At 32.6% G+C, this 21289-nt stretch carries 26 protein-coding genes; 15 read left to right on the top strand and 11 right to left on the bottom strand.

All coding sequences use genetic code 11. From position 1 onward, the window contains the following. Positions 1 to 51: 51 nt before the first annotated feature. A complete protein-coding gene (locus MMJJ_RS03810) occupies positions 52 to 1395 on the top strand; it encodes an AIR synthase-related protein (protein ID WP_104837754.1) in 1344 nt (447 codons plus the stop codon). On the opposite strand, the gene MMJJ_RS03805 is transcribed toward MMJJ_RS03810, so the two are convergent. After that, entirely contained in the window at positions 1392 to 1577 is a 186-nt protein-coding gene (locus tag MMJJ_RS03805) for a hypothetical protein (protein WP_104837753.1), read from the bottom strand. The two genes, MMJJ_RS03810 and MMJJ_RS03805, sit on opposite strands and share 4 nt — an antisense overlap. 11 nt (positions 1578 to 1588) lie before the next feature. Continuing rightward, a complete protein-coding gene (locus tag MMJJ_RS03800; RefSeq protein WP_104837752.1) occupies positions 1589 to 2515 on the bottom strand; it encodes a beta/alpha barrel domain-containing protein in 927 nt (308 codons plus the stop codon). 158 nt (positions 2516 to 2673) lie between these two features. Here MMJJ_RS03800 and MMJJ_RS03795 point away from each other — a divergent pair, with 158 nt between their 5' ends. Both MMJJ_RS03795 and MMJJ_RS03790 read left to right on the top strand, forming a co-directional pair. Next, a complete protein-coding gene (locus MMJJ_RS03795; RefSeq protein ID WP_104837751.1) occupies positions 2674 to 3642 on the top strand; it encodes a PQQ-binding-like beta-propeller repeat protein in 969 nt (322 codons plus the stop codon). A gap of 123 nt (positions 3643 to 3765) precedes the next feature. Continuing rightward, complete coding sequence (locus MMJJ_RS03790) at positions 3766 to 4671, top strand: homoserine kinase (protein WP_104837750.1); 906 nt, start codon at positions 3766 to 3768, stop codon at positions 4669 to 4671. Positions 4672 to 4708: 37 nt separating this feature from the next. On the opposite strand, the gene MMJJ_RS03785 is transcribed toward MMJJ_RS03790, so the two are convergent. Together MMJJ_RS03785 and MMJJ_RS03780 are read right to left on the bottom strand one after the other, a co-directional pair. Continuing rightward, complete coding sequence (locus tag MMJJ_RS03785; protein WP_104837749.1) at positions 4709 to 5797, bottom strand: 60S ribosomal export protein NMD3; 1089 nt, start codon at positions 5795 to 5797, stop codon at positions 4709 to 4711. 57 nt (positions 5798 to 5854) lie between these two features. Then, positions 5855 to 6271, bottom strand: a complete 417-nt coding sequence (locus MMJJ_RS03780) for a translation initiation factor IF-2 subunit beta (RefSeq protein ID WP_011170241.1) — start codon at positions 6269 to 6271, stop codon at positions 5855 to 5857. A 226-nt stretch (positions 6272 to 6497) separates the two neighbouring features. Between MMJJ_RS03780 and MMJJ_RS03775 the strand changes: the two genes are divergently transcribed. From MMJJ_RS03775 to MMJJ_RS03755, 5 genes are all read left to right on the top strand, one after another. After that, positions 6498 to 7082, top strand: a complete 585-nt coding sequence (locus MMJJ_RS03775; protein WP_104837748.1) for a 50S ribosomal protein L15e — start codon at positions 6498 to 6500, stop codon at positions 7080 to 7082. Positions 7083 to 8045: 963 nt separating this feature from the next. Further along, the gene (locus MMJJ_RS03770) at positions 8046 to 8294 is read left to right on the top strand and encodes a hypothetical protein (protein ID WP_104837747.1); all 249 of its coding nucleotides are present in this window, start codon (positions 8046 to 8048) and stop codon (positions 8292 to 8294) included. Between the two features lie 259 nt (positions 8295 to 8553). Next, positions 8554 to 9015: an RNA-binding domain-containing protein gene (locus MMJJ_RS03765; RefSeq protein ID WP_104837746.1), complete on the top strand. Its 462-nt coding sequence runs from the start codon at positions 8554 to 8556 to the stop codon at positions 9013 to 9015. Next, on the top strand, positions 9015 to 9395 hold the full coding sequence (hypA, locus tag MMJJ_RS03760; RefSeq protein WP_011170245.1) for a hydrogenase maturation nickel metallochaperone HypA: 381 nt from the start codon (positions 9015 to 9017) through the stop codon (positions 9393 to 9395). Before MMJJ_RS03765 ends, hypA begins: the two co-directional genes overlap by 1 nt. A gap of 198 nt (positions 9396 to 9593) precedes the next feature. Then, positions 9594 to 9953 (top strand): hypothetical protein, encoded by a 360-nt coding sequence (locus tag MMJJ_RS03755; RefSeq protein WP_011170246.1) that lies wholly within the window; start codon positions 9594 to 9596, stop codon positions 9951 to 9953. 20 nt (positions 9954 to 9973) lie between these two features. Here the strand turns inward: MMJJ_RS03755 and MMJJ_RS03750 are convergent, their stop codons facing one another. From MMJJ_RS03750 to MMJJ_RS03735, 4 genes are all read right to left on the bottom strand, one after another. Next, positions 9974 to 10111, bottom strand: coding sequence for a rubredoxin (locus MMJJ_RS03750; protein ID WP_011170247.1), 138 nt, complete (start codon positions 10109 to 10111; stop codon positions 9974 to 9976). Between the two features lie 65 nt (positions 10112 to 10176). After that, a complete protein-coding gene (locus tag MMJJ_RS03745; protein WP_104837745.1) occupies positions 10177 to 10935 on the bottom strand; it encodes an N-glycosylase/DNA lyase in 759 nt (252 codons plus the stop codon). Between the two features lie 46 nt (positions 10936 to 10981). Beyond that, positions 10982 to 11842 (bottom strand): thiamine pyrophosphate-dependent enzyme, encoded by an 861-nt coding sequence (locus tag MMJJ_RS03740; RefSeq protein ID WP_104837744.1) that lies wholly within the window; start codon positions 11840 to 11842, stop codon positions 10982 to 10984. Between the two features lie 5 nt (positions 11843 to 11847). Beyond that, positions 11848 to 13560, bottom strand: a complete 1713-nt coding sequence (locus tag MMJJ_RS03735) for a 2-oxoacid:acceptor oxidoreductase subunit alpha (protein WP_104837743.1) — start codon at positions 13558 to 13560, stop codon at positions 11848 to 11850. Between the two features lie 72 nt (positions 13561 to 13632). Between MMJJ_RS03735 and MMJJ_RS03730 the strand changes: the two genes are divergently transcribed. The 7 genes from MMJJ_RS03730 to MMJJ_RS03700 all read left to right on the top strand — a co-directional run bounded on the left by MMJJ_RS03730 (position 13633) and on the right by MMJJ_RS03700 (position 17116). Continuing rightward, positions 13633 to 14322, top strand: a complete 690-nt coding sequence (locus MMJJ_RS03730; RefSeq protein ID WP_104837742.1) for an SWIM zinc finger family protein — start codon at positions 13633 to 13635, stop codon at positions 14320 to 14322. A gap of 156 nt (positions 14323 to 14478) precedes the next feature. Beyond that, positions 14479 to 14691: a sulfurtransferase TusA family protein gene (locus MMJJ_RS03725; protein ID WP_011170252.1), complete on the top strand. Its 213-nt coding sequence runs from the start codon at positions 14479 to 14481 to the stop codon at positions 14689 to 14691. A gap of 9 nt (positions 14692 to 14700) precedes the next feature. Further along, positions 14701 to 15045 carry a DsrE/DsrF/TusD sulfur relay family protein gene (locus tag MMJJ_RS03720; RefSeq protein WP_011170253.1) on the top strand — a complete coding sequence of 115 codons (345 nt, stop codon included), beginning with the start codon at positions 14701 to 14703 and terminating at the stop codon, positions 15043 to 15045. 123 nt (positions 15046 to 15168) lie between these two features. Continuing rightward, positions 15169 to 15753, top strand: a complete 585-nt coding sequence (gene taw3 / locus MMJJ_RS03715) for a tRNA(Phe) 7-((3-amino-3-carboxypropyl)-4-demethylwyosine(37)-N(4))-methyltransferase Taw3 (RefSeq protein WP_104837741.1) — start codon at positions 15169 to 15171, stop codon at positions 15751 to 15753. A 54-nt stretch (positions 15754 to 15807) separates the two neighbouring features. Further along, positions 15808 to 16191, top strand: a complete 384-nt coding sequence (locus MMJJ_RS03710; RefSeq protein WP_104837740.1) for a DUF2111 domain-containing protein — start codon at positions 15808 to 15810, stop codon at positions 16189 to 16191. Between the two features lie 20 nt (positions 16192 to 16211). After that, positions 16212 to 16652 (top strand): methanogenesis marker 5 protein, encoded by a 441-nt coding sequence (locus tag MMJJ_RS03705; protein ID WP_011170256.1) that lies wholly within the window; start codon positions 16212 to 16214, stop codon positions 16650 to 16652. Positions 16653 to 16660: 8 nt separating this feature from the next. Beyond that, positions 16661 to 17116 (top strand): hypothetical protein, encoded by a 456-nt coding sequence (locus MMJJ_RS03700; protein WP_104837739.1) that lies wholly within the window; start codon positions 16661 to 16663, stop codon positions 17114 to 17116. Between the two features lie 289 nt (positions 17117 to 17405). Here MMJJ_RS03700 and MMJJ_RS03695 read toward each other — a convergent pair whose 3' ends face one another. The 3 genes from MMJJ_RS03695 to iorA are packed head-to-tail and all read right to left on the bottom strand — an operon-like array spanning position 17406 to position 21077. Then, entirely contained in the window at positions 17406 to 18650 is a 1245-nt protein-coding gene (locus MMJJ_RS03695; protein WP_104837738.1) for a phenylacetate--CoA ligase family protein, read from the bottom strand. Next, positions 18643 to 19242 (bottom strand): indolepyruvate oxidoreductase subunit beta, encoded by a 600-nt coding sequence (locus MMJJ_RS03690; protein ID WP_104837737.1) that lies wholly within the window; start codon positions 19240 to 19242, stop codon positions 18643 to 18645. The genes MMJJ_RS03695 and MMJJ_RS03690 overlap by 8 nt, the downstream gene beginning before the upstream one ends. Further along, complete coding sequence (gene iorA, locus MMJJ_RS03685) at positions 19239 to 21077, bottom strand: indolepyruvate ferredoxin oxidoreductase subunit alpha (RefSeq protein WP_104837736.1); 1839 nt, start codon at positions 21075 to 21077, stop codon at positions 19239 to 19241. Before iorA ends, MMJJ_RS03690 begins: the two co-directional genes overlap by 4 nt. Positions 21078 to 21289: the final 212 nt, after the last annotated feature.

Raw genomic sequence — 21289 nt, 5'->3', positions numbered from 1 at the left:
GAATATTTTATTTATTTTTATTTTTAATTTTTTTCTAAGGCCGGTGAGAGAATGGATATCGAAAGGTACGTAAGAAAGTGTCTGAAAAAGGGAATTTCAGAGTCTAAAATTATTGAAGACGGTTTTAAAAAAGTGATTGAAGTTAAAGACACTGATGAGGGATGGGCAAGAAGGTTTGTCGAAGCAGTAGTCGAAGAAGTAAAAACAACTGAAAAATACCGTGAATCAGAAGATAAAAATTTAAAATATCTACTTGACTGCCCAGAATCCGGAATTACGATGGGAAAAATGGGTGTCGGAAGCCGAGGAGAAGGCGATTTTTTTGTTCACCGCGAAATTGCGAGAATTATTGAAAGTACAAATCAGGACACTGAAGTTGACAGTACTGAACAGGACGATGCAGGAGTTGTACGTGCGAATGCAGAACACGTTGTAGTTGCAGTTGATGGAACCCACTCAAGATTAAGTGATTTTCCATTTATTGCAGGATTTCACGTTGCAAGAGCAGCTTTAAGGGACGTTTACGTAATGGGTGCAGATGCAGTTGCAGTTATAAGTGATGTTCACCTTGCAGACGATGGAGACGTTTCAAAAATATTTGATTACACTGCAGGAATCTGTGCAGTTTCTGAAGCTATTAATGTACCGCTTGTTGCAGGAAGTACCTTAAGAGTTGGCGGGGACATGGTTTTAGGGGACAGGATGGTCAGCGCTGTTGGTGCAATTGGAACAATTGAAAAAGGAGAACCAACTGCAAGAAAAAGGGCTGAAGTTGGGGATGTAATTTTAATGACTGAAGGAAGTGGCGGTGGAACAATCTCTACTACTGCGCTCTATTACGGAATGTTTGATGTAATAAATGAAACAATAAATGTTGATTTTTTAAAATCATGCAAAAATTTGATTGAAAACGATCTTTTAAAACACATCCACGTAATGACTGATGTTACAAACGGCGGATTAAGGGGTGATGCATTCGAGATCACAAATACTGCAAAAGTTTCGCTTGAGATATACAAAGAAAAAGTTAATGAACTCGTAAACCCGAAAGTCCTCGAGATGCTTCAAAAATTAAATATCGATCCTTTAGGAGTTTCAATTGACAGCCTTTTGATAATTGTTCCAAAAGATAAAGCCGGAGAGATAATGGAAAAAACCGGTGCTAAACAAATTGGGGTTGTTAAAGAGGGAGATGTTAGCTATTTAATTGATAAAAATGGCGAAAAAGAACTTTTAATTCCAAAATTCAGGGAAGCTGCATACACGCCAGTTAAAAAAGTAGTTGGGGAACAAAAACCTGATAACTTTGAAGAAATGAAGGAAAAAGTTAGAAAAACATGCGACATGGCAATAGAAAAGAAAGATTTTATAGTAAAAGAAATGGTTAAAAATTAATCAGTCCTAATATTAAGTTCTTTTATCAATTTTCCTATTTTTGACGGATCCACAATATTTATGTCTACATTTTTATTTTTTATTGAAATTTCGACTGTTTTCTGGTTTTCAACAGACAGCTGAATTCCAACACCTTTCTGTTCAAGGGTATCAATAAGTCCGAGTATCATTTCCATATCCATAATATCACCTTTTAAGATTTTCTTTCGCTGTATATATTTAAAGCTTCTGAAACAGTTTTTCCGTCAATTGTTATTGCATAAATTGCATTGCACATTGCAACGGCATCAGATAACGATTTTTGATGGATATTTCGACCTGTCGCATTTCCTGACGCTCCGCTTATGTGAATCTGTTCGTAAAGTTGTTTTAAAAATGATTCAATATCCGTACTTGACCCTCCCGCACATACAACTTTAGTTCTTCCAGCAGCCATAACAGCTTCTTTAAATGATTTTGCAGGATTTTCCGATTTTGGGTAGTTTACTTTTACAAAATCTGCACCCAAGCATGATGCAACACCGGTAGCTCCAGCAATCAATCCAGGGTCTTTTTCATTTTGCACGGCTTTTCCTCTTGGATAAATCCAGAGAATTACAACAAGACCTCCCTTATGAGCTTCGTAAATTATTTTTGAAGCTTCAGAAAGCATCTCTGATTCGTATTCACTTCCAAGATATATTGTATATCCAACTCCAACAATATTAACTCCAGAATTTTTCTTAAATTCTAATATATCGTTAATATCCAACAATGCACGACTTACGGGGTCTTTTTGGTCTGTTTCCACAAGATTTGTTTTCGAATTTAATTTTACAATGTAATTTATATCTTTATAGTTCTGACCGTATCTTGATAGCAATCCGAACTGGACCGCAAAACCGCCTATTTTTGAATTTTTAGCAATTTTAAACAGGTGTTCTGGATCTGCATCGTCTTTTGAAATATTTTCCCCGTAAAAATCGTTATTTAAGTGTTCGATTTTTTGATCGCCTGCAAAAAGCATTAACTTGCCAGTACCTCTTGTAAGTTTCAGGTAATTTTGAACGTATTCTTCATGCATCGATTCTGGAGTTTCCATCGGAATTAATACCTCTTCAAAGGTTATTTTTTTAACCACTATCGTCCCCTCTTTAGTTTTTAACTAAATATTTTCAATAATACTTCTCTATTTTCTGATTTAAAATAATTTAGATTTAATTAACGACAATGAAAACTAATATATAACATACAAGTATAATTGTATGTGCAAATTCAAAAGCCATATCGGGGGATATCATGTTGCGTGGGGGCGTAAATGATTGTAAAATCAAATGGGAATTTTTGATCGGAAATAGTATCGATTCAAGTCCAATTTTAGCTAAAAACGGTACCATATATCTTGGTTCGAGCAATAAAAATCTTTATGCAATAAATACTGATGGATCCGTAAAGTGGTTTTTTAAATCTGGTGAAATAATTGAATGTAGGCCATCGATTGGAAAAGATGGAACAATTTATTTTGGTTCAGATAAAGTTTATGCAATAAACCCTGACGGAACTGAAAAGTGGAGATTTGATACAAAAAAAGCAATCGTATCAGACTTTACAATTTTTGAGGATATTTTATACGTAACTTCGCTTGATGGGCACTTATACGCAATAAACCCTGACGGAACTGAAAAATGGCGCTTTAAAACCAAAAAGGCGATATATGCAACACCAATAGTTTCAGAAGACGGAACAATTTATGTTGGTTCAAATGATAATTATTTATACGCAATAAACCCTGACGGAACTGAAAAATGGCGCTTTAAAACCAATGATGCGATAACATCTGCAGCTTCGATTGGAAAAGATGGAACAATTTATTTTGGTTCAGATAAAGTTTATGCAATAAACCCTGACGGAACTGAAAAATGGAATTTTTACGCAGGTTACTGGACTGTTACGAGGCCTGCAATTTCTGAAGATGGAACAATCTACGTAACTTCACTTGATGGGCACTTATACGCAATAAACCCTGACGGAACTGAAAAATGGCGCTTTAAAACTGGAAAACGTATTGAATCATCTCCGGTAATTGGAAACACTGATACAATCTATTTTGGATCATACGACGGACACTTATACGCAATAAACCCTGACGGAACTGAAAAATGGAATTTTGAGACAGGAAGCTGGATAATAGCCACTCCCGTAATAGATGAAAACGGAACAATCTATTTTGGAACGAGAAACGGGAAATTCTACGCACTATTTAATTAATATTTCTTTAATACCTTTTTTATTACGTTCAAAAGAGTGAATTCTTAAGTAGCATTTTTATATCTATTTTTACTTATTGTTTATTGAGCGATAAACAATATTCAGGATTATTTTGGTGGTATTATGAAAAAAGTAAAGGTATGTTCTCCGGGAACTTCTGCAAATCTCGGTCCAGGATACGATATTTTTGGGCTTGCCCTTTCAAATCCTTATGATATTGTAGAGGTTGAAAAAACAGAAAATGGTATCACTATATCTGTTGAAGGGGAAAAAGCAGAAGAAATACCTACAAACGTGGATGAAAATACTGCAGGCGTAGTTGCTAAAAAGATGATTCAAGATTTTAAAATCGAATCTGGAATTCATATTCATATAATTAAAGGAATAAAGCCAGGAAGCGGTCTTGGAAGCAGTTCTGCCTCATGTGCAGGAATTGCTTTTGCGTTAAATGAACTTTTTGAATTAAAATTATCCAAATTAGAGCTTGTTAAATATTCTTCACTCGGTGAGGCAGTTGCAGCAGGTGCACCTCACGCGGATAACGTAGCTCCTGCAATTTTTGGCGGATTTACCCTTACAACAAGTTATGAACCTTTGGAGGTACTTCACATCCCTGTGGACCTTGAAGTTTTGGTTGCACTTCCAAATATTCAGGTAAGTACAAAAACCGCAAGAGAAATACTTCCAAAAGAAATCCCGATAAAAGATATGGTAAACAATGTTGGAAAAGCTGCAGGGATGGTTTATGCATTATATAACAACGATCTAGATCTTTTTGGAAGATACATGTCAAAAGACTGCGTTGTTGAGCCATGTAGGGCCAATTTAATTGATGGTTATTCCGAAGTTAAAGAAAAAGTAAAAGATATGGTCTACGGTATAACGATTAGTGGTTCAGGACCTGCAATTATTACAATACCTAAAAAAGAACACGTAATTGATATCGAAAATATATTCAAGGATGTCTGGAACTGCCCAGTTTACTACACGAAAGTGGGGCCAGGATGTTACGTTGAAGAAATTGAATAATTTAAATTAAAAAATTTTTTTATTTTTTATTTTTTAGTTATTCTATAATTTCTAAGATCCTGTTAATTTCTTCGTTTTTAAATATTCTTATTTTATTTCCTTCTTTTACATTTTCAATCGAATTATTATACTCGTAAATCTCGTAATTTGAATCATCCATTGCTGTTATCGTATCAGGCGTAATTGAAATAACTGTTGCAGTTTCACAATCTTCTCCTTTTTTAATTAATTTTGCAGATTTATCGATTTCGTTCCAGACAAGTGCAATTTTATCCCCAAGTTCTACAGGTTCTAAATAAACTCTAGCTTCATTCAATGAGGAAACAACGTAAATTTTTTCATTATATTCTAAAATATCTCCAATTTTAAATTCTGGAATCCTAACAGCAACTGTGATTCGATACATGTCTTTTCCAGTATCTTTATCTACTCCAACGAGTTTTGCAGTTTCAATCGACTTTCCGCCGTATTTTGCTTTTATCGCTGATGCAATATTTCTTATAGCGCCCATTGAACCCATCTGATAGTCTAATCCTTCTTTTTGTGGAATATATTTTGAGATAAATGCCATCCTATCTTTATTAAGTCGTTTTCCAGCTTCATCTCTAACGAAGTCATCCAGTTCTATCCTTTCTTTATCATTTAAAAACCGGTTCATTGCCCTAACTTGGAGTGTCCCTTCATAGTAGTTTGACATGCATCTTGAACATCTTGGGCACTGCACCATGTCAAGATAAACTGTAATGTGTCTTTCTTCTTCTCTATCGTTATCTTCACCAACAAGCCTTCCTTTTGCAAAAACAACGGTGGGGATTTCTACACGGGACCTTTTTCCCCCTGGAAGTTGGCGTGGCTCTTGCGGCATTATTTCTACATCGATGCTCTTATTGGCCTTTTTTAAATTATCTTTAACTCCAAAATAAGCAATTTCTTCCATTATTTCGTATGTTTCCCTTTTTTGAGGGTCTTGCCAAAGTTTTCGTTTGTATGATCCACACATGTGGCATACTTCGACGTGGACCTCGTTATCGACTTTAATAAGCGGATTCATGTGGGTGTAGCAGATTTTGCAGAGTCCATCAAGAAGTTCGCCTTCATGACCGCATCGGTAGCAGAATCCTTTCATAATATCACCAAAAATGTAAAATTTATTAATTAAGTAAAAAAAGAAGAAAAAGAGTACTTATAAAGTCTTAACTGGTTTCATTGCACCACAAGCGGTACATTTCAAGAAGTGTATTCTTCCTTCTTTTACGATTTTTGTGTCCGGTTTTCCACATTCTGGACAGAGTACGTATTCGTTTACGTAGTTTTGGATTTTTTCATTTACCATTCTCCATCCAAATTTACCCTGCAAGATTAATCTAACACCTTCCATGTCTCCTGCGGTACCGAGTTCTTTCATTACGTATTTTGCAAATTCTTGTGGATCTCTTTCCATGAATTTTGCAATATCTTTGAAGTTTTTAATGATTGTCCTGTTTCCTTCTACAAAACTGTCTGCGGATGGAATTTCAAACCTTACGTCTTTGAAAACTTCTTCTGGAAGTTGTTCTCGCGCTCTTGTCAATAAACTGCTGTAATCGAAGTAGTCGACCATGTTTTCACCAAATTTAAATTAGAAACTAATAGTTGTAAAAAAGTGTACAAGTTCTAAACTTGTTTTCTAGTCCATTGTTTATATACTTGCCGTTAAATTAATATAGTTGTCACGATACATGATGTTAAGACTAGGTTATACTAGTAGTTTAGTGACGGGTGAATTCCCGTAGGGCATGTAGCATTAAGCTGAACCCATAAACAGAATCGACGAAACAAGTGATACTATGAGTATGTACAACTACGTGAAAGAAGCATGGAAAGTACCTGCTAACTCATACGTTAAAGAGTTACAATGGTCAAGAATGCAAGACTGGAGAAAAGAACCTTCAGTATTAAGAATTGAAAGACCTACAAGAATTGATAGGGCTAGAAACTTAGGATACAAAGCAAAACAAGGAATTGTTGTTGTAAGAGTTAGTGTTAGAAGAGGAGGTTTAAGAAAACCAAGACCAAAACACTCCAAAAAACCTGCAACATTAGGTATCAACAAAATTACAATGGCAAAATCCATTCAAAGAATTGCTGAAGAAAGAGCAGCTAAAAGATACCCTAACATGGAAGTATTAAACTCCTACTGGGTAGGACAAGATGGAAAACAAAAATGGTATGAAATAATCTTAGTTGATCCATGCCACCCATCAATCAAAAACGACAAATCCTACAGCTGGCTCTCCACCGGAAACCACAAAGGAAGAGCAAACAGAGGTTTAACCTCAGCTGGTAAAAAAGGAAGAGGATTAATGTACAAAGGAAAAGGTGCTGAAAAAGCAAGACCTGGTGTCAGAGCTAACGGCAAAAAAACGAAATAATTAACTTTCCTTTATTTTAATTCTTTTAATTAACTTTTTTAGTTTTTATTTTACTCGATTTTTATACGACAATTAATTTTTACTTTTTTGAAAGCCTGTATTTTAAAACAGCACGTACTTTTGATATTTTATTTTAGAAATAATAGTTAAAATTTATAGGATACCCATTAATTAATTTAATATATGGTATATACTTTTTTTAAAGTATTATGAATTTTGTGGCCCCCTATCCACAAAGTAGTCAATTTTATAGTTCTGTTGTGCATTTAACAGTAGATATCGTTTCGATTTTCGAAATGTATTTATAAAATAGAATATTATTTAAAATTGGTCCTGTTTTAGTTATTAAGGTATCTATTGTTATGAAATCCTTGATACGGTTAAATCCCCAATCATCACTAAAACAGGACCGCTTTTTTTATCAGGCCTATTAATATTTTTTTAGATTATTTGCGTTTAATAAATTTTAAAATAGATCATAATTGAAATTTGATTAAAAAGTAGTAATCTACCCAAATTTTTTAAAAAAATGATTTTTTTATTAACAAAAATATATTTTGATACAAAAAATAAGTTAAAAGTTTTGAATAAGGAATATGGGATCTAGTATATCTATTGTATACTTATTTATTCCTTTAATTCTATCCTCGAGTTAGTTAAAATCCCCATAATAACAACTCATAGGAACCGAAGTTCCGTTTTATCCTATTATTTGACTCAGTACTAATAGTTTACGATCAAAACGGCATATGACGTTATATTTGGGACAGCATGGATTTTAATTCAATATAACGTTTTGGAGCATTTTCGCATGAAATAGTGTTTAACGTGAAAGGTTAGTATATAATAACTTTTTTTAATTTCCAAGAATAATAATTAAATAGTCATTAAAAACATAATTTAATATGTCGGGGATTTACGTGTAATTTAAATATTTTGAATTTTTTTAGGTGGGGGATTAGCATGAATCAAGATGAAAAACAATTTAAAAAAATTCTTTTAGATAGTCTTTTCATATCATGTATTATTATAGCGATTCCGGCGATTTTGTGTTTATTTGGGGCAGGGCACTGTACTTTGGGCCTATTTTTTGGAGCAATACTCACTTTTTTAGTTGGAATAATGGTGCTATTTAGAAAAGATGAAATTATTTCACTTATTCTTGGAGGGAGGCGTAAGTATCACATTAAAAAGTTAAAAAGTGAAGATTAAATTAATTTTTAAAAAAGTATTTTTCGCATAAATTCTTTATTTTGTAAATTTTTAGATTAAATGTTATTAAAAACTCTTAAAGTTGCGAAACTGTTAAATTTCTAGTCTTTTGATTATTTTTTGCAATATTTAGTTTTTTATTAAATTATTTCTGTTCTGGTAATTTTAACACCTGCGGTATATTTTTAATATAATTCGTTTATATATTAATGGTAACTGTCGACTTATCCGGATTTAACCTATAAAGGTGTTTATGAAAATGGTAAATAACATCACAATATCAACGATTGCAAACGCAACCGAAGACGAAGAAAAAGTTCTCGATTCAATAGTTTTCTTTTTACCTGAAATAATTGAAGAAGACGATTTAGAAACCGAGACTGTAGAAACAGAAGGAAATTTTGGAAATCCTATTGAAATCCACACCGTTAAAATTTCTGGAAAAAAAGCAAAATTGGTATTTAATTATATTATTGATTTGATAAAAAGCGACGAAAGAAATGTAAACCGATTAAAAAAGGAACTTGATAGCAGGATCGAGAAAAATAAACTTTATTTAAGATTCGATAAACAGAAAGCATATCTTGAAGAATGCAAACTTTTTGATGGGGACGATACCGTAAGAATCGTGGTAAATTTCAAAATTTTTGTTCCAAGCGGAAAAGAAGAAAAAGTAAAAGAAAGGGTTTTGGAAAGGCTTGATAAAAGAGGTGTTTTTTAATGCACGAACTCTCATATGCAACGTCAGTACTAAACGCGATTCTTGATGCGGTAAAACAGCAGGAAGAACTCGGTAGAAAAGTAATAAAAGTAAATGATATAAATCTTGAAATTGGGGACCTCACATTAATAAGTCTGGATCAATTACAGTTTGTTTTTGAGGTTATTTCAGAAGATACTATCTGTAAAGGTGCAGAATTAAAAGCAGAAATGGTAAAACCAAAAATTTTCTGCAATGACTGTGAATTCGAGGGAAATTTAGATACTAAAGACGAACTTGAAGTAGTATGTCCAAAATGTGAATCAAGAAACATTAAATTGAAAGGCGGGAAAGAATTTAACATAGTAAATGCGACGATTGAATTTGACGACGAAGAATAATTCTTTTTTATACTTATTCAATTAGTTTTTATTTTAACGTTTATATAGTATCTTTTAAATAATGTTATTTGTTGAAATTTGGATGATTTCAAATGCAAAGATTGATATTCTGTTACTTCAAAGTGATGAAAGGATTTTAATATATAACCAAATAATTAACCTGCAAAAACCCGAAGTTCCCTTGTTTTGGTGTACAAAATGAAAAAAGAAATTAAATTAAAAGAACTTTCGAATAATATCGTAAAATCACTTCTGGAAAATCCTGACAAACCAGTTCATGAAATAATGGACGAACTAGATATTTATTCAATGAATCTCGACGATGAAGATTTAGATCTGGCAAAAAGTCTTGTCTGTGAATTATTAAGCAGGATTGACGTGGTTTCGATGAATCTCGACGATGAGGATATTGCACACACGATGTCGATGATTTCATTGAGATTTCACATGCATGATAAGTACAATAAATTTGAAATAATGGATGTACCGCACCTTCAGGCACGAATAAAAGATGCTGCAAAATACATAAAATATGTTAAAAAAAGTAATAAAGCTTAATTTTTTTTATTTTTTATTTTTTATTTTTGTTCAACGAATGCGGATTTTTTAGCACCGCAAATTGGGCATGCCCAATCATCAGGTAATTCTGAGAATTTTTTTCCTTCTTTTTCTTCATCATATACATATCCGCATATTGTGCATTTCCAAACTGACATAATGATTACCTCCCTTTCAATAGGTTTAATTTGGAATTAATAATTTATATAATTTTACGAATATTTTATAGTTCTGTTAATTTAAGTAAATATCTAAAATTTTCATCAAGTTTATTCTCGCAAGACTTAAAATCAAAATTTCTTCCAAGAACTGGCCATATTATTGAATCTATATGTAATGGCGGAATTTTTGCGGTTTTAGAAACTTCATTCCAAAATTTTATCGGGTTTTCATCAGTAAATTTAAGCGTGTACTTTTCAATTCTTGAATCTTTTGGAATTTCAATATTCATTGGATATGGAAAAAATTCGTTAAATACAATTCTTGAAGCATATCCAAACATTTTAACTGCAAAAACAACTGTTTTTGAATTTTTTTTAGAATTTAGGTATTTTGAAAGATTTTCAAGCAATTTTTCCATATCTAAATAATAATTCTTAAAATCCAAAAGATTCAGGTTTTCAAGAAACGGAATAATCCTTTCAATTCTTTTTATCTTTACATTTAAAAGTCGCTTATTTCCTTTCGAATTTTCAAGGAAATTAACGTAACTTTCCCCTAAATTTTCATTATTTGCATCATGTTTTGACCAGTATTTTGAAAATTCTTCCCACCAGAGCTCTCCAGTAGTACATAACTGGTAGCTTACAATCGAATTTAAAATTACGAGTTTTATAAACATTTCATCGTTTTTCATGGAGTTTTTTAAATTTTCAAGAACGAAATATTGTGTGTCAATTTTTTCTTCCATGTATTTAGCAAAATTTACATCAAAATGTCCAAATATTTCTAAAAGTTCATTTATTTTTTCCAAGTTTCTCATAATTTTCACAAAATTTTTTAATATTTAATTAAATAGTTGAGTTTTATCAGCTTCTTTTTAAATTTATTATTTCTTCAATTTTTTCTAGATTTGGTTCTCTTTTCCAGATTGGGGTTTTTTCTGAAATGTATGGTGGAACAACTTCTTCAAATACTGGTTTTTCACAGGTATAAAATATTCCAAGCGGATATTTTTCAGTTTCAAGGGATTTTTCAAATGCTTTTTTTCTATTAGTTACGTCGTGGTCTTCTAAGAAATAAGTATTTTCTTTGTACCATTGAAGAGTATTTAATTTGTTAAACGAAGGACATGGATGGAATATATCTACTATCGATAAACCCTTATGATTTATTGCTTTAATTATTATTTCTTTGGTTTTTTCAAGGTTTCCCGAAAATGTACGGGCAACAAAAGATGCATTTAGTGATATTGCAAGTGCTATTGGATTTAGCGGTTCCTCAAATACTCCCCAAGGTTGAGTTGGTGTTTTTGTAGAAATCAGCGTTGTTGGGGAAGCCTGTCCTTTTGTAAGGCCATATATCTGGTTATTGTGTATTAGAACCGTGATATTTGGGTTCCTCCTTATCGCGTGAATGAGGTGATTTCCGCCTTCCGCATACATGTCACCATCACCGCCTTCCGCAATTACTGTAAGATTTGGATTTGTAGCTTTTACGGCAGTTGCAGCAGGTATCGCCCTTCCATGAAGCGTGTGAAATCCATTTACTTTTATGTAGTGGGGCATCTTTCCAGCCTGTCCAATTCCTGAAATAATTGCAACATTTTCAGGTTTTAAATTTAATTCAGTCAGGGCATTTGAAAGTGAAGCTTTTATTGCAAAGTTACCACACCCGGGGCACCACGAAATATCTAGTTTTTCGGTTCTTTGAAATAAACTGTTTTCCATAAATTTCACTCCCTCAAAACTTTTTCGATTTTTTCGATAATTTCTTCAACTGCAAAAACCCTTCCATCGTATTTTAAAATACTATCATTCATTTCAATTCCAAATTCCCGTTTTAAAAGCTTTCCAAGCTGTCCGGTATAATTTAATTCAATATTTATTACTTTTTCGGCATTTTTCAGGTATTTTTCAGCAGAATCTGAGATAGGATAAACCTGGTTGAAGTGTAAAAATGCAGTATCTTTCAGATTTAATTTTTCAAGTGCATCTTTTATCAGGTAAAATGTTGAGCCCCACGAAACAATCAGGTTTTTGTAAGTTTCATTTCCAATGAATTCGGGTTCAATCGCTTCTTTTTTAATTAAATCTAACTTTTTATTCCTTTTTTCAGTCATTTTGTTTATTAAATCGATATCTTCTGTAATATCTCCAAATTCATCATGTTCGTTTCCACACGCAAGTACAATTCCTTCCCCATATTCCGGAATTCCTCGTTTTGAAACGATATTTTCATTAAGTTCATATCTTTTATAATCTAAGCTGGTTTTTACAACGTTATTTTCCTTTTTTAGGGTTTCAAGTTCATTATCTGACAGATTGTAATACGTGTCCGCCAAATATTCGTCAGATAATACAAAAACCGGAACTTGATATTTATCCGCCATGTTAAATGCAATCTGACTTATTTTATGAGCTTCTTCAATTTTTCCCGGCGCATATATAATTTTAGGAAATTCTCCATGCCCAGAATAAAGTGCTAGTTCTAAATCCCCCTGTGCAGTTCTTGTTGGAAGCCCAGTTGAGGGCCCCGGTCTTTGTGCAAGATATATCACAACTGGAGTTTCAGTCATTCCCGAAAGGCTTACCGCTTCACACATTAACGAAAATCCGCCCCCCGATGTAGTAACAAGGCTTCTAGCTCCCGCATATCCTGCACCAATAGCCATATTTATTGCAGAAATTTCATCCTCAACCTGTTCTACAATAATTCCGAGGTCTTTTGAATGAGTCGCAAGAAATGTGGAAACTCCTGTTGAAGGAGTCATCGGGTAAAATGATACAAAATTACAACCTGCTTTTGCAGCTCCAAGTGCAACAGCTTCTGTACCGCTTAAAATAATTTCATTATTAATTTTTTCATTTTTTTTTATATTTAAGCTTAAATCTAAATCTTTTAATATTTTTTTTCCAAGTTCATATCCTTTTTCTGCAGCTTCTATATTTTTATCTACGATTTCTTTTCCCTTTTTAGAAAATTTATCTTCGAGATATTTATTAAAAAGCTCTAAATCGCAATCAAAAATTCCAAGTATTATTCCTGAACCTACCGTATTTGAAAACAAAACGTTTCCAATGTTTTTACTTATTTCTTGGATTGGAATATCAATAATATTTTTATTATTTATAAATTCTTCGTCAATATTTTCTTTTTCCCCTAAAATAATTGTATTTTCAGAAATTCTATCTTTGAGGTGGTTTAAAACACCTTTTTTAAATGTTACCAGCAAATCTATTCTTTTTAAAAAAGAACGCTGTTTTTCCGAGGATATTACAATTTCAGTAGTGTTTATTCCGCCCCTAACTCTTGACATGTATTCTTTTGTAGCAAATACATTGTATCCTGATAATTTCAATATTTTTGTAAGGGATTCTTCAATTGTCTGTATCCCCTGTCCTGCAGCGCCGCCGAGGACTATCGAAACTTCTTTTTCAAGATTCATATTTTCCCTCCACCAAATACACATATAAATTTGAATTTGAATATATTTAACATTGCTAGATTCCGTGATAACATGAATGACGACATATATGATGAAATGGTTCGAGAAAGGGGACGCGAATATTTTTTAAAAAACATGGTAAAATACTGTGTAAAACGAGGGAATACCCTTCATGGAACGGTTTATGGGGGGAATAAATATATAACAAAGGTGGATTTAAAAACAAAAACCGGAATTTGTACTTGTCCTTATCAATACAACTGTAAACACGCATATGCTCTTTTAGAGTCTTATAAATCTGGAAAATATGTTGATGGGGATGAATTATTCTTAAATTTTTCAAAACTTGATAAATTGGAAATTTTAAAAATTTTTGAAAGTATTGTCGAAAAACACAATTTATGGGATGAATTTATAAAAACTGATAAAAACCTTCTTGATACTGCAAAAAACATGTTAGAACTTACAAAAATAGAAAAGAAAAATGTATTTACTTTCACTTCGTTTTTGAGGAATCAATTTTTAAAGAATGCTGGAAATGAAGAACTTATTTTAATAATTCCTGAAGTGATAAAATACATTCAGGAGCGAAAAAAACTTGAAGAAATATTATTTTTAATAGTTGACGAGCTTTTTGAGCGGGGAAAAACTGATAAAGATATTTTAAAGAAATTAATCGAACTTTCAAGAAAATATCGTGAATTGTGGATGGTAAAAGATAACATCATTGATTATGAGTACTTTGAACTCTTGGAATATTAATTTTCAGAATATTTTAAGCTTTATTAGAATAATTAATAAATATATTTATATAATCTGCCTAAAAATATAAATTGTAGCAGATTAGCGCTTTGGTAAAAAATAAATCAATGTTTTAAAAGATATTAGTATATCTAATATATATCGGGAGGTTTTATTATGGAACTTGACGTTACAGGAACAGTATGCCCTATGCCTGTTTTAAAAACAAAAAAAGCATTAGATTCATTAACTTCTGGAGATGAATTAACCGTTACTGGAGATTACAAGCCAGCTCTTCAAAATATCGTAAGATTCGTGGAAGATAAAGGTCATGAAGTACTATCCACTGAAGAAAGTTCAGACGGATTCAAAATAGTTATAAAAAAATAAGGTGAAATTTTGAAATTTACAGTTATAATAGGAGATGCACCTTACGGAAAAGAAAGAGCTTACTCTGCTTTAAGATTTGCACTAACTGCCCTTTTAGAGGGAATTGACGTTAATATATTTTTACTCGAAGATGGGGTTTATGTTGGTAAAAAAGACCAAAACCCAGCAGGAGTTCCTAAATATTCAGAACTTTTAGAAAACGCAATTGAAGCAGGAGCAGTAGTAAAAGCATGCGGTCCATGCGGAAAAGCAAGAGGAATTTCTGAAGAAGAACTTCTTGACGGAATTGCTTTTGGAACAATGCACGATTTAATAGCTTTCGTAAAAGAAGCAGATAAAACAATTAACTTTTAATTTCTCTATTTTTTGATTTTACTTTTTTTAATAATTTTACTCGAATTTTTAAGTCATTACTTTTAGGTTAATGTTTTTATATTATTTTTTGAAACTTAACTTATTCTAAAAACGAGTGAAAATATGTTTAATGATGATAAAGAATTTACTCTAAAAAAACTCCAAGAAGCACTTGATAATGATTTTGTGGACCTTGAAGTTATGTATTTGGTAGATAAAATAAATGAATTTAAAGATTACTACACTACAAGTAGCTGTATTGGGAGATGTGGAATAATTGAGTTTCCAAAGGATAAAAATCCAAAAATAAACTCAAGATGGCTTGGAAAATGGCACCATTATGCCAATTACGATGAAATTGATGAAGCACTTTTAAAAAAATCTGAAAATTTTGAAAAAATTTCATTTGTTTTAAATTCTCCAATTTTACACGTTGCATCAAGAAATGCGGACACCAGTAAAAAGCTTTTAGAACTTGCATACCACAACGGTCTAAAAGCTTCTTCAATAAAATCGATTTCAAGTAAAAGATACATTGTAGAAATTATGACGACCGCTAAAATGGATGCTCCAATTGCATACGATGGAAAAATGGTGGTTAATCGCGAATATTTGGATATATTGCTTGATGAAGGGAATTTAAAATTAAAACATGCGAGAAAATCATTAAATCGGTTTTATGATAAATTGGTCGAACTTCAAGATTGATTAAAAAATATTAATACTTTGAGATACATATGTTCTTAAATAGGTGGTGAGAGCATGCTTGATTTGAAGGGCACCAGTTCTAAGGACATATTTCCACTGGCTTATGCTATACACATATTGGTTAATAAATCGCCAGTGACAATGCGTTCTAGGGATAAACCGGGAGTTAGGATTGAAAAAGGAAAATTATTAGACGACAATTACGAAGGATATGTTTTAAAGCAGGTTTTAGACTGCGGGGAAATTTTAAGGGTAACCCCTATTTGTGGCCCATACGCAGGAGTGCCTGTTGTGGTTGTTCCAGTAAAAGAAGAAGATGAAATTACTGGTGCAGTAGGTATTGTAGATTTAACTGCAGGAATATTTGAAGAAATTCATTCAATAACTCGAAGAAAAGATCTGGCGAAATTTTTGCCTGACGAAGCTTTTCCAAGATAACTATCAATTCTGGTGATATATTGAAAAAAGTATTCATATTCCCATCAAATAGCCTTATTTTGGCAGATCTGGTGGAGAGATTTGGTCACAAGCCATTAATGATCAATAATGCAATCGGGGATAAAGTAAGAAACCTCGAAATTGACACGCCACCATTAAATATAACTGATGAAGACCCTAAAAAAGGCCTTAAATATGCGGCTATTGAGGTTCCATCAGGTGTTCGTGGTAGAATGTCTTTAATTGGCCCCTTAATTGATGAAGCGGAAGCGGCAATAGTAATGGTTCATGCGCCAATCGGATTTGGATGCGTAGGGTGTGAAAGGACAAATGAACTTACTAAATATCTCATTCGAAGAAAAGAAATGCCCGTTTTAAATATTGAATATCCTGAAAATGATGAAGATGCAAAAGTAGTTGTAAAAAAGATTGCACTATTTTTGGAAAGTTTAGAAAAATAGGGATTTTTATGAAGAAAACAGCTTTTATGTTATTATTGGTTTTTTCACTGGTTTTAACATCAGTATCGGGGGAAATAATAAATTTATCAGAAATCACTGACCTTTTTTCTGAAATGAAAGCAATTGCAATGAATCATTCAGAAGATCTCGACAAAATTCCGTTTGCAACAAATATTGCAAAAAATGAAAGAATAAATTTAAATATAAAAACCAATGAAAGCGATTTACAGGTTTCCATAATTGTTGAAAATGGAATTATTACAAGTTTTGAAAAAGGAAGTTTGGAAAATGCAACGATGAATATGTATACGGATGAAATCACAGTTCGGGAAATTTTGGACTCTGATGATCCTGTAAGTTCTGCTCAAAGTGCTTTAAAGGCAGATAAAATAAGGATGGAAGGAGTAGGAATTGTAAATTCTATAAAAGTCTCAGTTGTAAATGTATTAATGTCATTCTTTTAAATATATCATTTTTTTAATTTCGATTATTTTTGTGAACTGTGTCCCACTTTCTGCAAAAGTATATATATTTTTAAAAACTAGGTTTCTCAGAAATAATACTTACCTACGTGATATATATGAGTTTAATAAAAAAACTAATGTCAAAACACGCTAAGCTAGAATCTTACTATTTATGGATGGTATTTTTTGTTATCGCTGTTTTTTTATTGGCTTTTGGAGTTTACAGGCTTCCTGACTTATTGTAATATGCAAATTCTTCAAAACAAAATTTTAAAATAAAAATAAAAAATTAATCCCTATTGTCAAAGACTCTTCTACTCTTTTTTTCGCTTCTTGGAAGTTCTCCAACTTTTAAACATTCAACGTCGGGTGAAATTCCTATGTATGTTTTAAATGCTTTTATGATTGCAAGTTTTGTTTCTTCAAAATCTTTTTCTGAAACATCAACTTCTACCCTAAATAGCATAGAATCTCTACCTTCGAATCTGCTGAGGATAATCTGGTATTCGCTACTTACACCATTTAATTTATGTATTAAATCTTCAATCTGTCCCGGATATATATTTACCCCTTTTATTTTGATTCTATCATCAGCCCTTCCAAGAATTCTATCGATTCTGGGATATTCACTTCCGCATTTACATTTTTCAGGAATAATTCTCGTTAAATCCCTTGTCCTGTATCTTATAAGCGGGGCTCCTTCTTTTGTAAGTGTTGTAATTACAAGTTCTCCAAGTTCTCCATCAGGTAAATTTTCACCAGTAACTGGATCGATGATTTCAAATAATAAATGATCAGACCAGTAGTGCATTCCTTCGTGGTATTCGCAGTCGAGTGCAATTCCTGGCCCATATATTTCAGTTAATCCGTAAATATCAAAGCTTTTTATCCCAAGTTCGCTTTCGATCCTATTTCTCATCTTTTCGCTCCATCTCTCAGAGCCGATTACACCTATTTTTAAGTGAATTTTATCATGAATTCCTTTTTTCCGTATTTCTTCTGCGAGTAATAATGCATAAGACGAAGTAGATGTTAAAACGGTAGATTTTAAATCCACCATCATTTGAAGCTGTTTTTCAGTATTTCCTGGACCCATTGGTATTGCCATTGCACCCAAACGTTCGGCACCTAACTGAAATCCTATCCCTGCTGTCCATAATCCGTATCCTGGAGTGATCTGTATTCTATCTTTATTTGTAACGCCCGCCATTTGGTAGCATCTCATCATCATTTCTGACCACGTATCCACGTCTTTTTGGGTGTAGGGTATGATTACAGGACTTCCCGTTGTTCCGGATGACGAGTGTATCCTGACAATTTTTTCATCAGGAACTGCCTGAAGGCCTAAAGGGTATGCATTTCTTAATTCTTCTTTTTCAGTGAACGGAATTTTTTTAAAATCTTCAAGCGAACTAATTTCATCAATATTTATACCCGTTTTTGAAAATTTGTTTTTGTAAAAGTCACTACCCTCTGAAACGTGTCGGAGTAATTTTTTAACCAATGCATACGTTTCCAGTTGTTTATTATTCATTATTGCCCTCCAGCATAATTGTTTCTGCGGATAATTTGGCAGCATTTAAATTGATATCCCTATATTTTTCAGGAATTTCTGATTCGATAGTTTTTAAAAAGTCATTATAATCTAAAGGCAGAAATCCAGTATAAAATGCAGCACTGAGAACTGAAACATTCATTGATTTTGGATTTCCTGCGAGTTTAGCAATTTTTGAGAAATCGATACAAATTGTTGATTTAACGTATTTATTAATAAAATTTATAATTTGTTCTGAATCATATGTTTCATTTGAAGATCTTGCACTTGGAAGAATCATTTTGCAATTTGTGATTATTTTACCATTTTTTTTAAGAAAATGTAAATTTCGTGCAACTTCAGATAATTCAAGGCCTATTATCAAGTCCGCACCGCCTTCTGGGATTAATGAAGATTTTATGGTTTCACCAAACTGCAGGTGGCTTACTACTGATCCTTCTCTCTGCGACATTCCAAGCGTTTCTGCAGTATTTACGTGAAAACCTGAATTCATTGCAGTTATTGCAAGGAGACGAGATGCTAAAACAACACCCTGTCCGCCAACTCCACAAATTATTACACTGAAGTTCATTGTTTGGTCACCTCAATTACTGCATCAGCAGGACAGACGGCTTTACAAAGTCCACAACCTGTACAGTTTTCCATAATTTCTGGAATTTCACCAGTCATAGTTATTGCAGGGCATCCAAGTCTTTCAACGCAGATTTTACAGCTTATACATTTATTTTTATCAATGGCATATTTTTTATCGGATTTAACGATTGAAACACAATTTCCTCTAAAAACAACTGCAGAAGGGCCATTATAATCAATAGCTTCTTTTGAAATTTCTTTACATGCAGAAAAATCATCTGCAGAGACCGTTTTTACAAATTCAACTCCGCAACTTTTCAAAATTCCCTCAATATCGATTAATTTTGTAAGGTTCCCAAGCGCAGTTTTTCCAGTTCCAGGATGTGGTTGGTGTCCAGTCATTGCAGTAGTCCGGTTATCCAATACTGCGATTGTAACGTCTGCATTATTGTAGACTGCATTAATTACTGCAGGAATTCCCGAATGGAAAAATGTAGAATCCCCAATAAATGCCACATTCTTTGAATTTTTAGTAGTTCTCGAAATTCCTCCGGCAATACTAATTCCTGCACCCATGCAGAGACAAGTATCGATTAATTCTAATGGGGGAGCATTTCCTAATGTGTAGCACCCGATATCTCCTGAAAATATTGTTTGAATGTTATGTTTTTTTAATTCCTTTGAAACTTCCTTAAATGCGTAGAATACCGTTCTGTGCATGCATCCAGCACATAAATTTGGCGGTCTTACCGGAAGTGAAATTATATCAGTTTTATCGATTAATTTTTCGGAAATTTCGAGTTTCTGAAGTTTTAAACTATCCAATACTTTGTTAATTCCAATTTTTACAATATCTACGCTGTATTCTCCACAGCAGGGAAAAATATTATTTTTCTTTCCATAAACTGGCTTTGAAATTCCTATTTTTCCAAGTAATTGTAGTAATTGGTCTTCTAAATATGAATCGAGTTCTTCAACTACGATTATTGAATCAACTTCGTTTGTAAATTCGAGTAATTTATTTTCGGGAAATGGATGTGGAGTTCCAATTTTTAAAACTGAAAATAATTCTTTATTATTTGAAATAGTTTCGTTTACGTAGTGGTATGACGCTCCAGAAGTTATTATCCCAATTTTTCCAGTTCCGGTTTTAAAATTAAATTCTGAATCCGAAAATTCATTAGATAGTGTTTTTTGTAATTTTTCTAAAATTGGATGTCTTTTTGCAGTTAATTTTGGAAATATTGCCCATCTGGAACTTTTTGAGAATCCTTCTATATTTTCGTTTGATGGTTTTATTTCTTCAAGTACTACATCATCGCACCTGTGTGAAACTCTCGTTGTAGTTCGAAGAATTACCGGGGTTTCATAACTTTTTGAAATTTCAAAAGCATATTTTGTCATTTCGTAGGCTTCCTGTGAGTTTGATGGGTCAAGTACCGGAATATTTGAAAATAATCCAAAAGATCGCGTATCCTGTTCAGTCTGGGAGGAATGGGGTCCTGGATCATCGGTTACGAGGAGGACTAACGGCCCTTTTATTCCAAGATACGTTAAACTCATCAACGGGTCGGATGCAACATTTAATCCCACCTGTTTCATAGTTACAATGGAACTTGCACCTGAAAATGAGGCCCCAATTGCAGTTTCGAGTGCAACTTTTTCATTTGTAGACCATTCAACGTAATAATTATATTTTTTCGCATTTTTAATTAGTGTTTCCATGACTTCCGTTGAAGGGGTTCCTGGATAACCTGCACCAAACTGTAATCCTGCAGCAATTGCTCCGTATGCAATCGCTTCATTTCCCATTAAAAAATGTTTATTATTCAAAAAATTCCCTCTAATAGATTTTAAAATTACTAATTTTTCCTTTAAAAGTTGTGACTTTAAAAATTTAACCAGTATATAATATAAATATTTCGATATCGTGTTAGTGGTGTCGTAAAATAGATTAAAATGATTAATAATAAAAAAAGAAGTTAAAACTGTTTTATTTTTAAAATAAAGTAATCATTAATATGTTATTTATTTAACATCTCGGA

It is taken from the genome of Methanococcus maripaludis (assembly GCF_002945325.1).
GTDB classification, from domain to species: Archaea; AGJL01; Methanococci; order Methanococcales; family Methanococcaceae; genus Methanococcus; species Methanococcus maripaludis.
The sequence above is the reverse complement of the archived record's forward strand: the minus strand, read 5'-3'. Positions and strand labels throughout refer to the sequence as shown.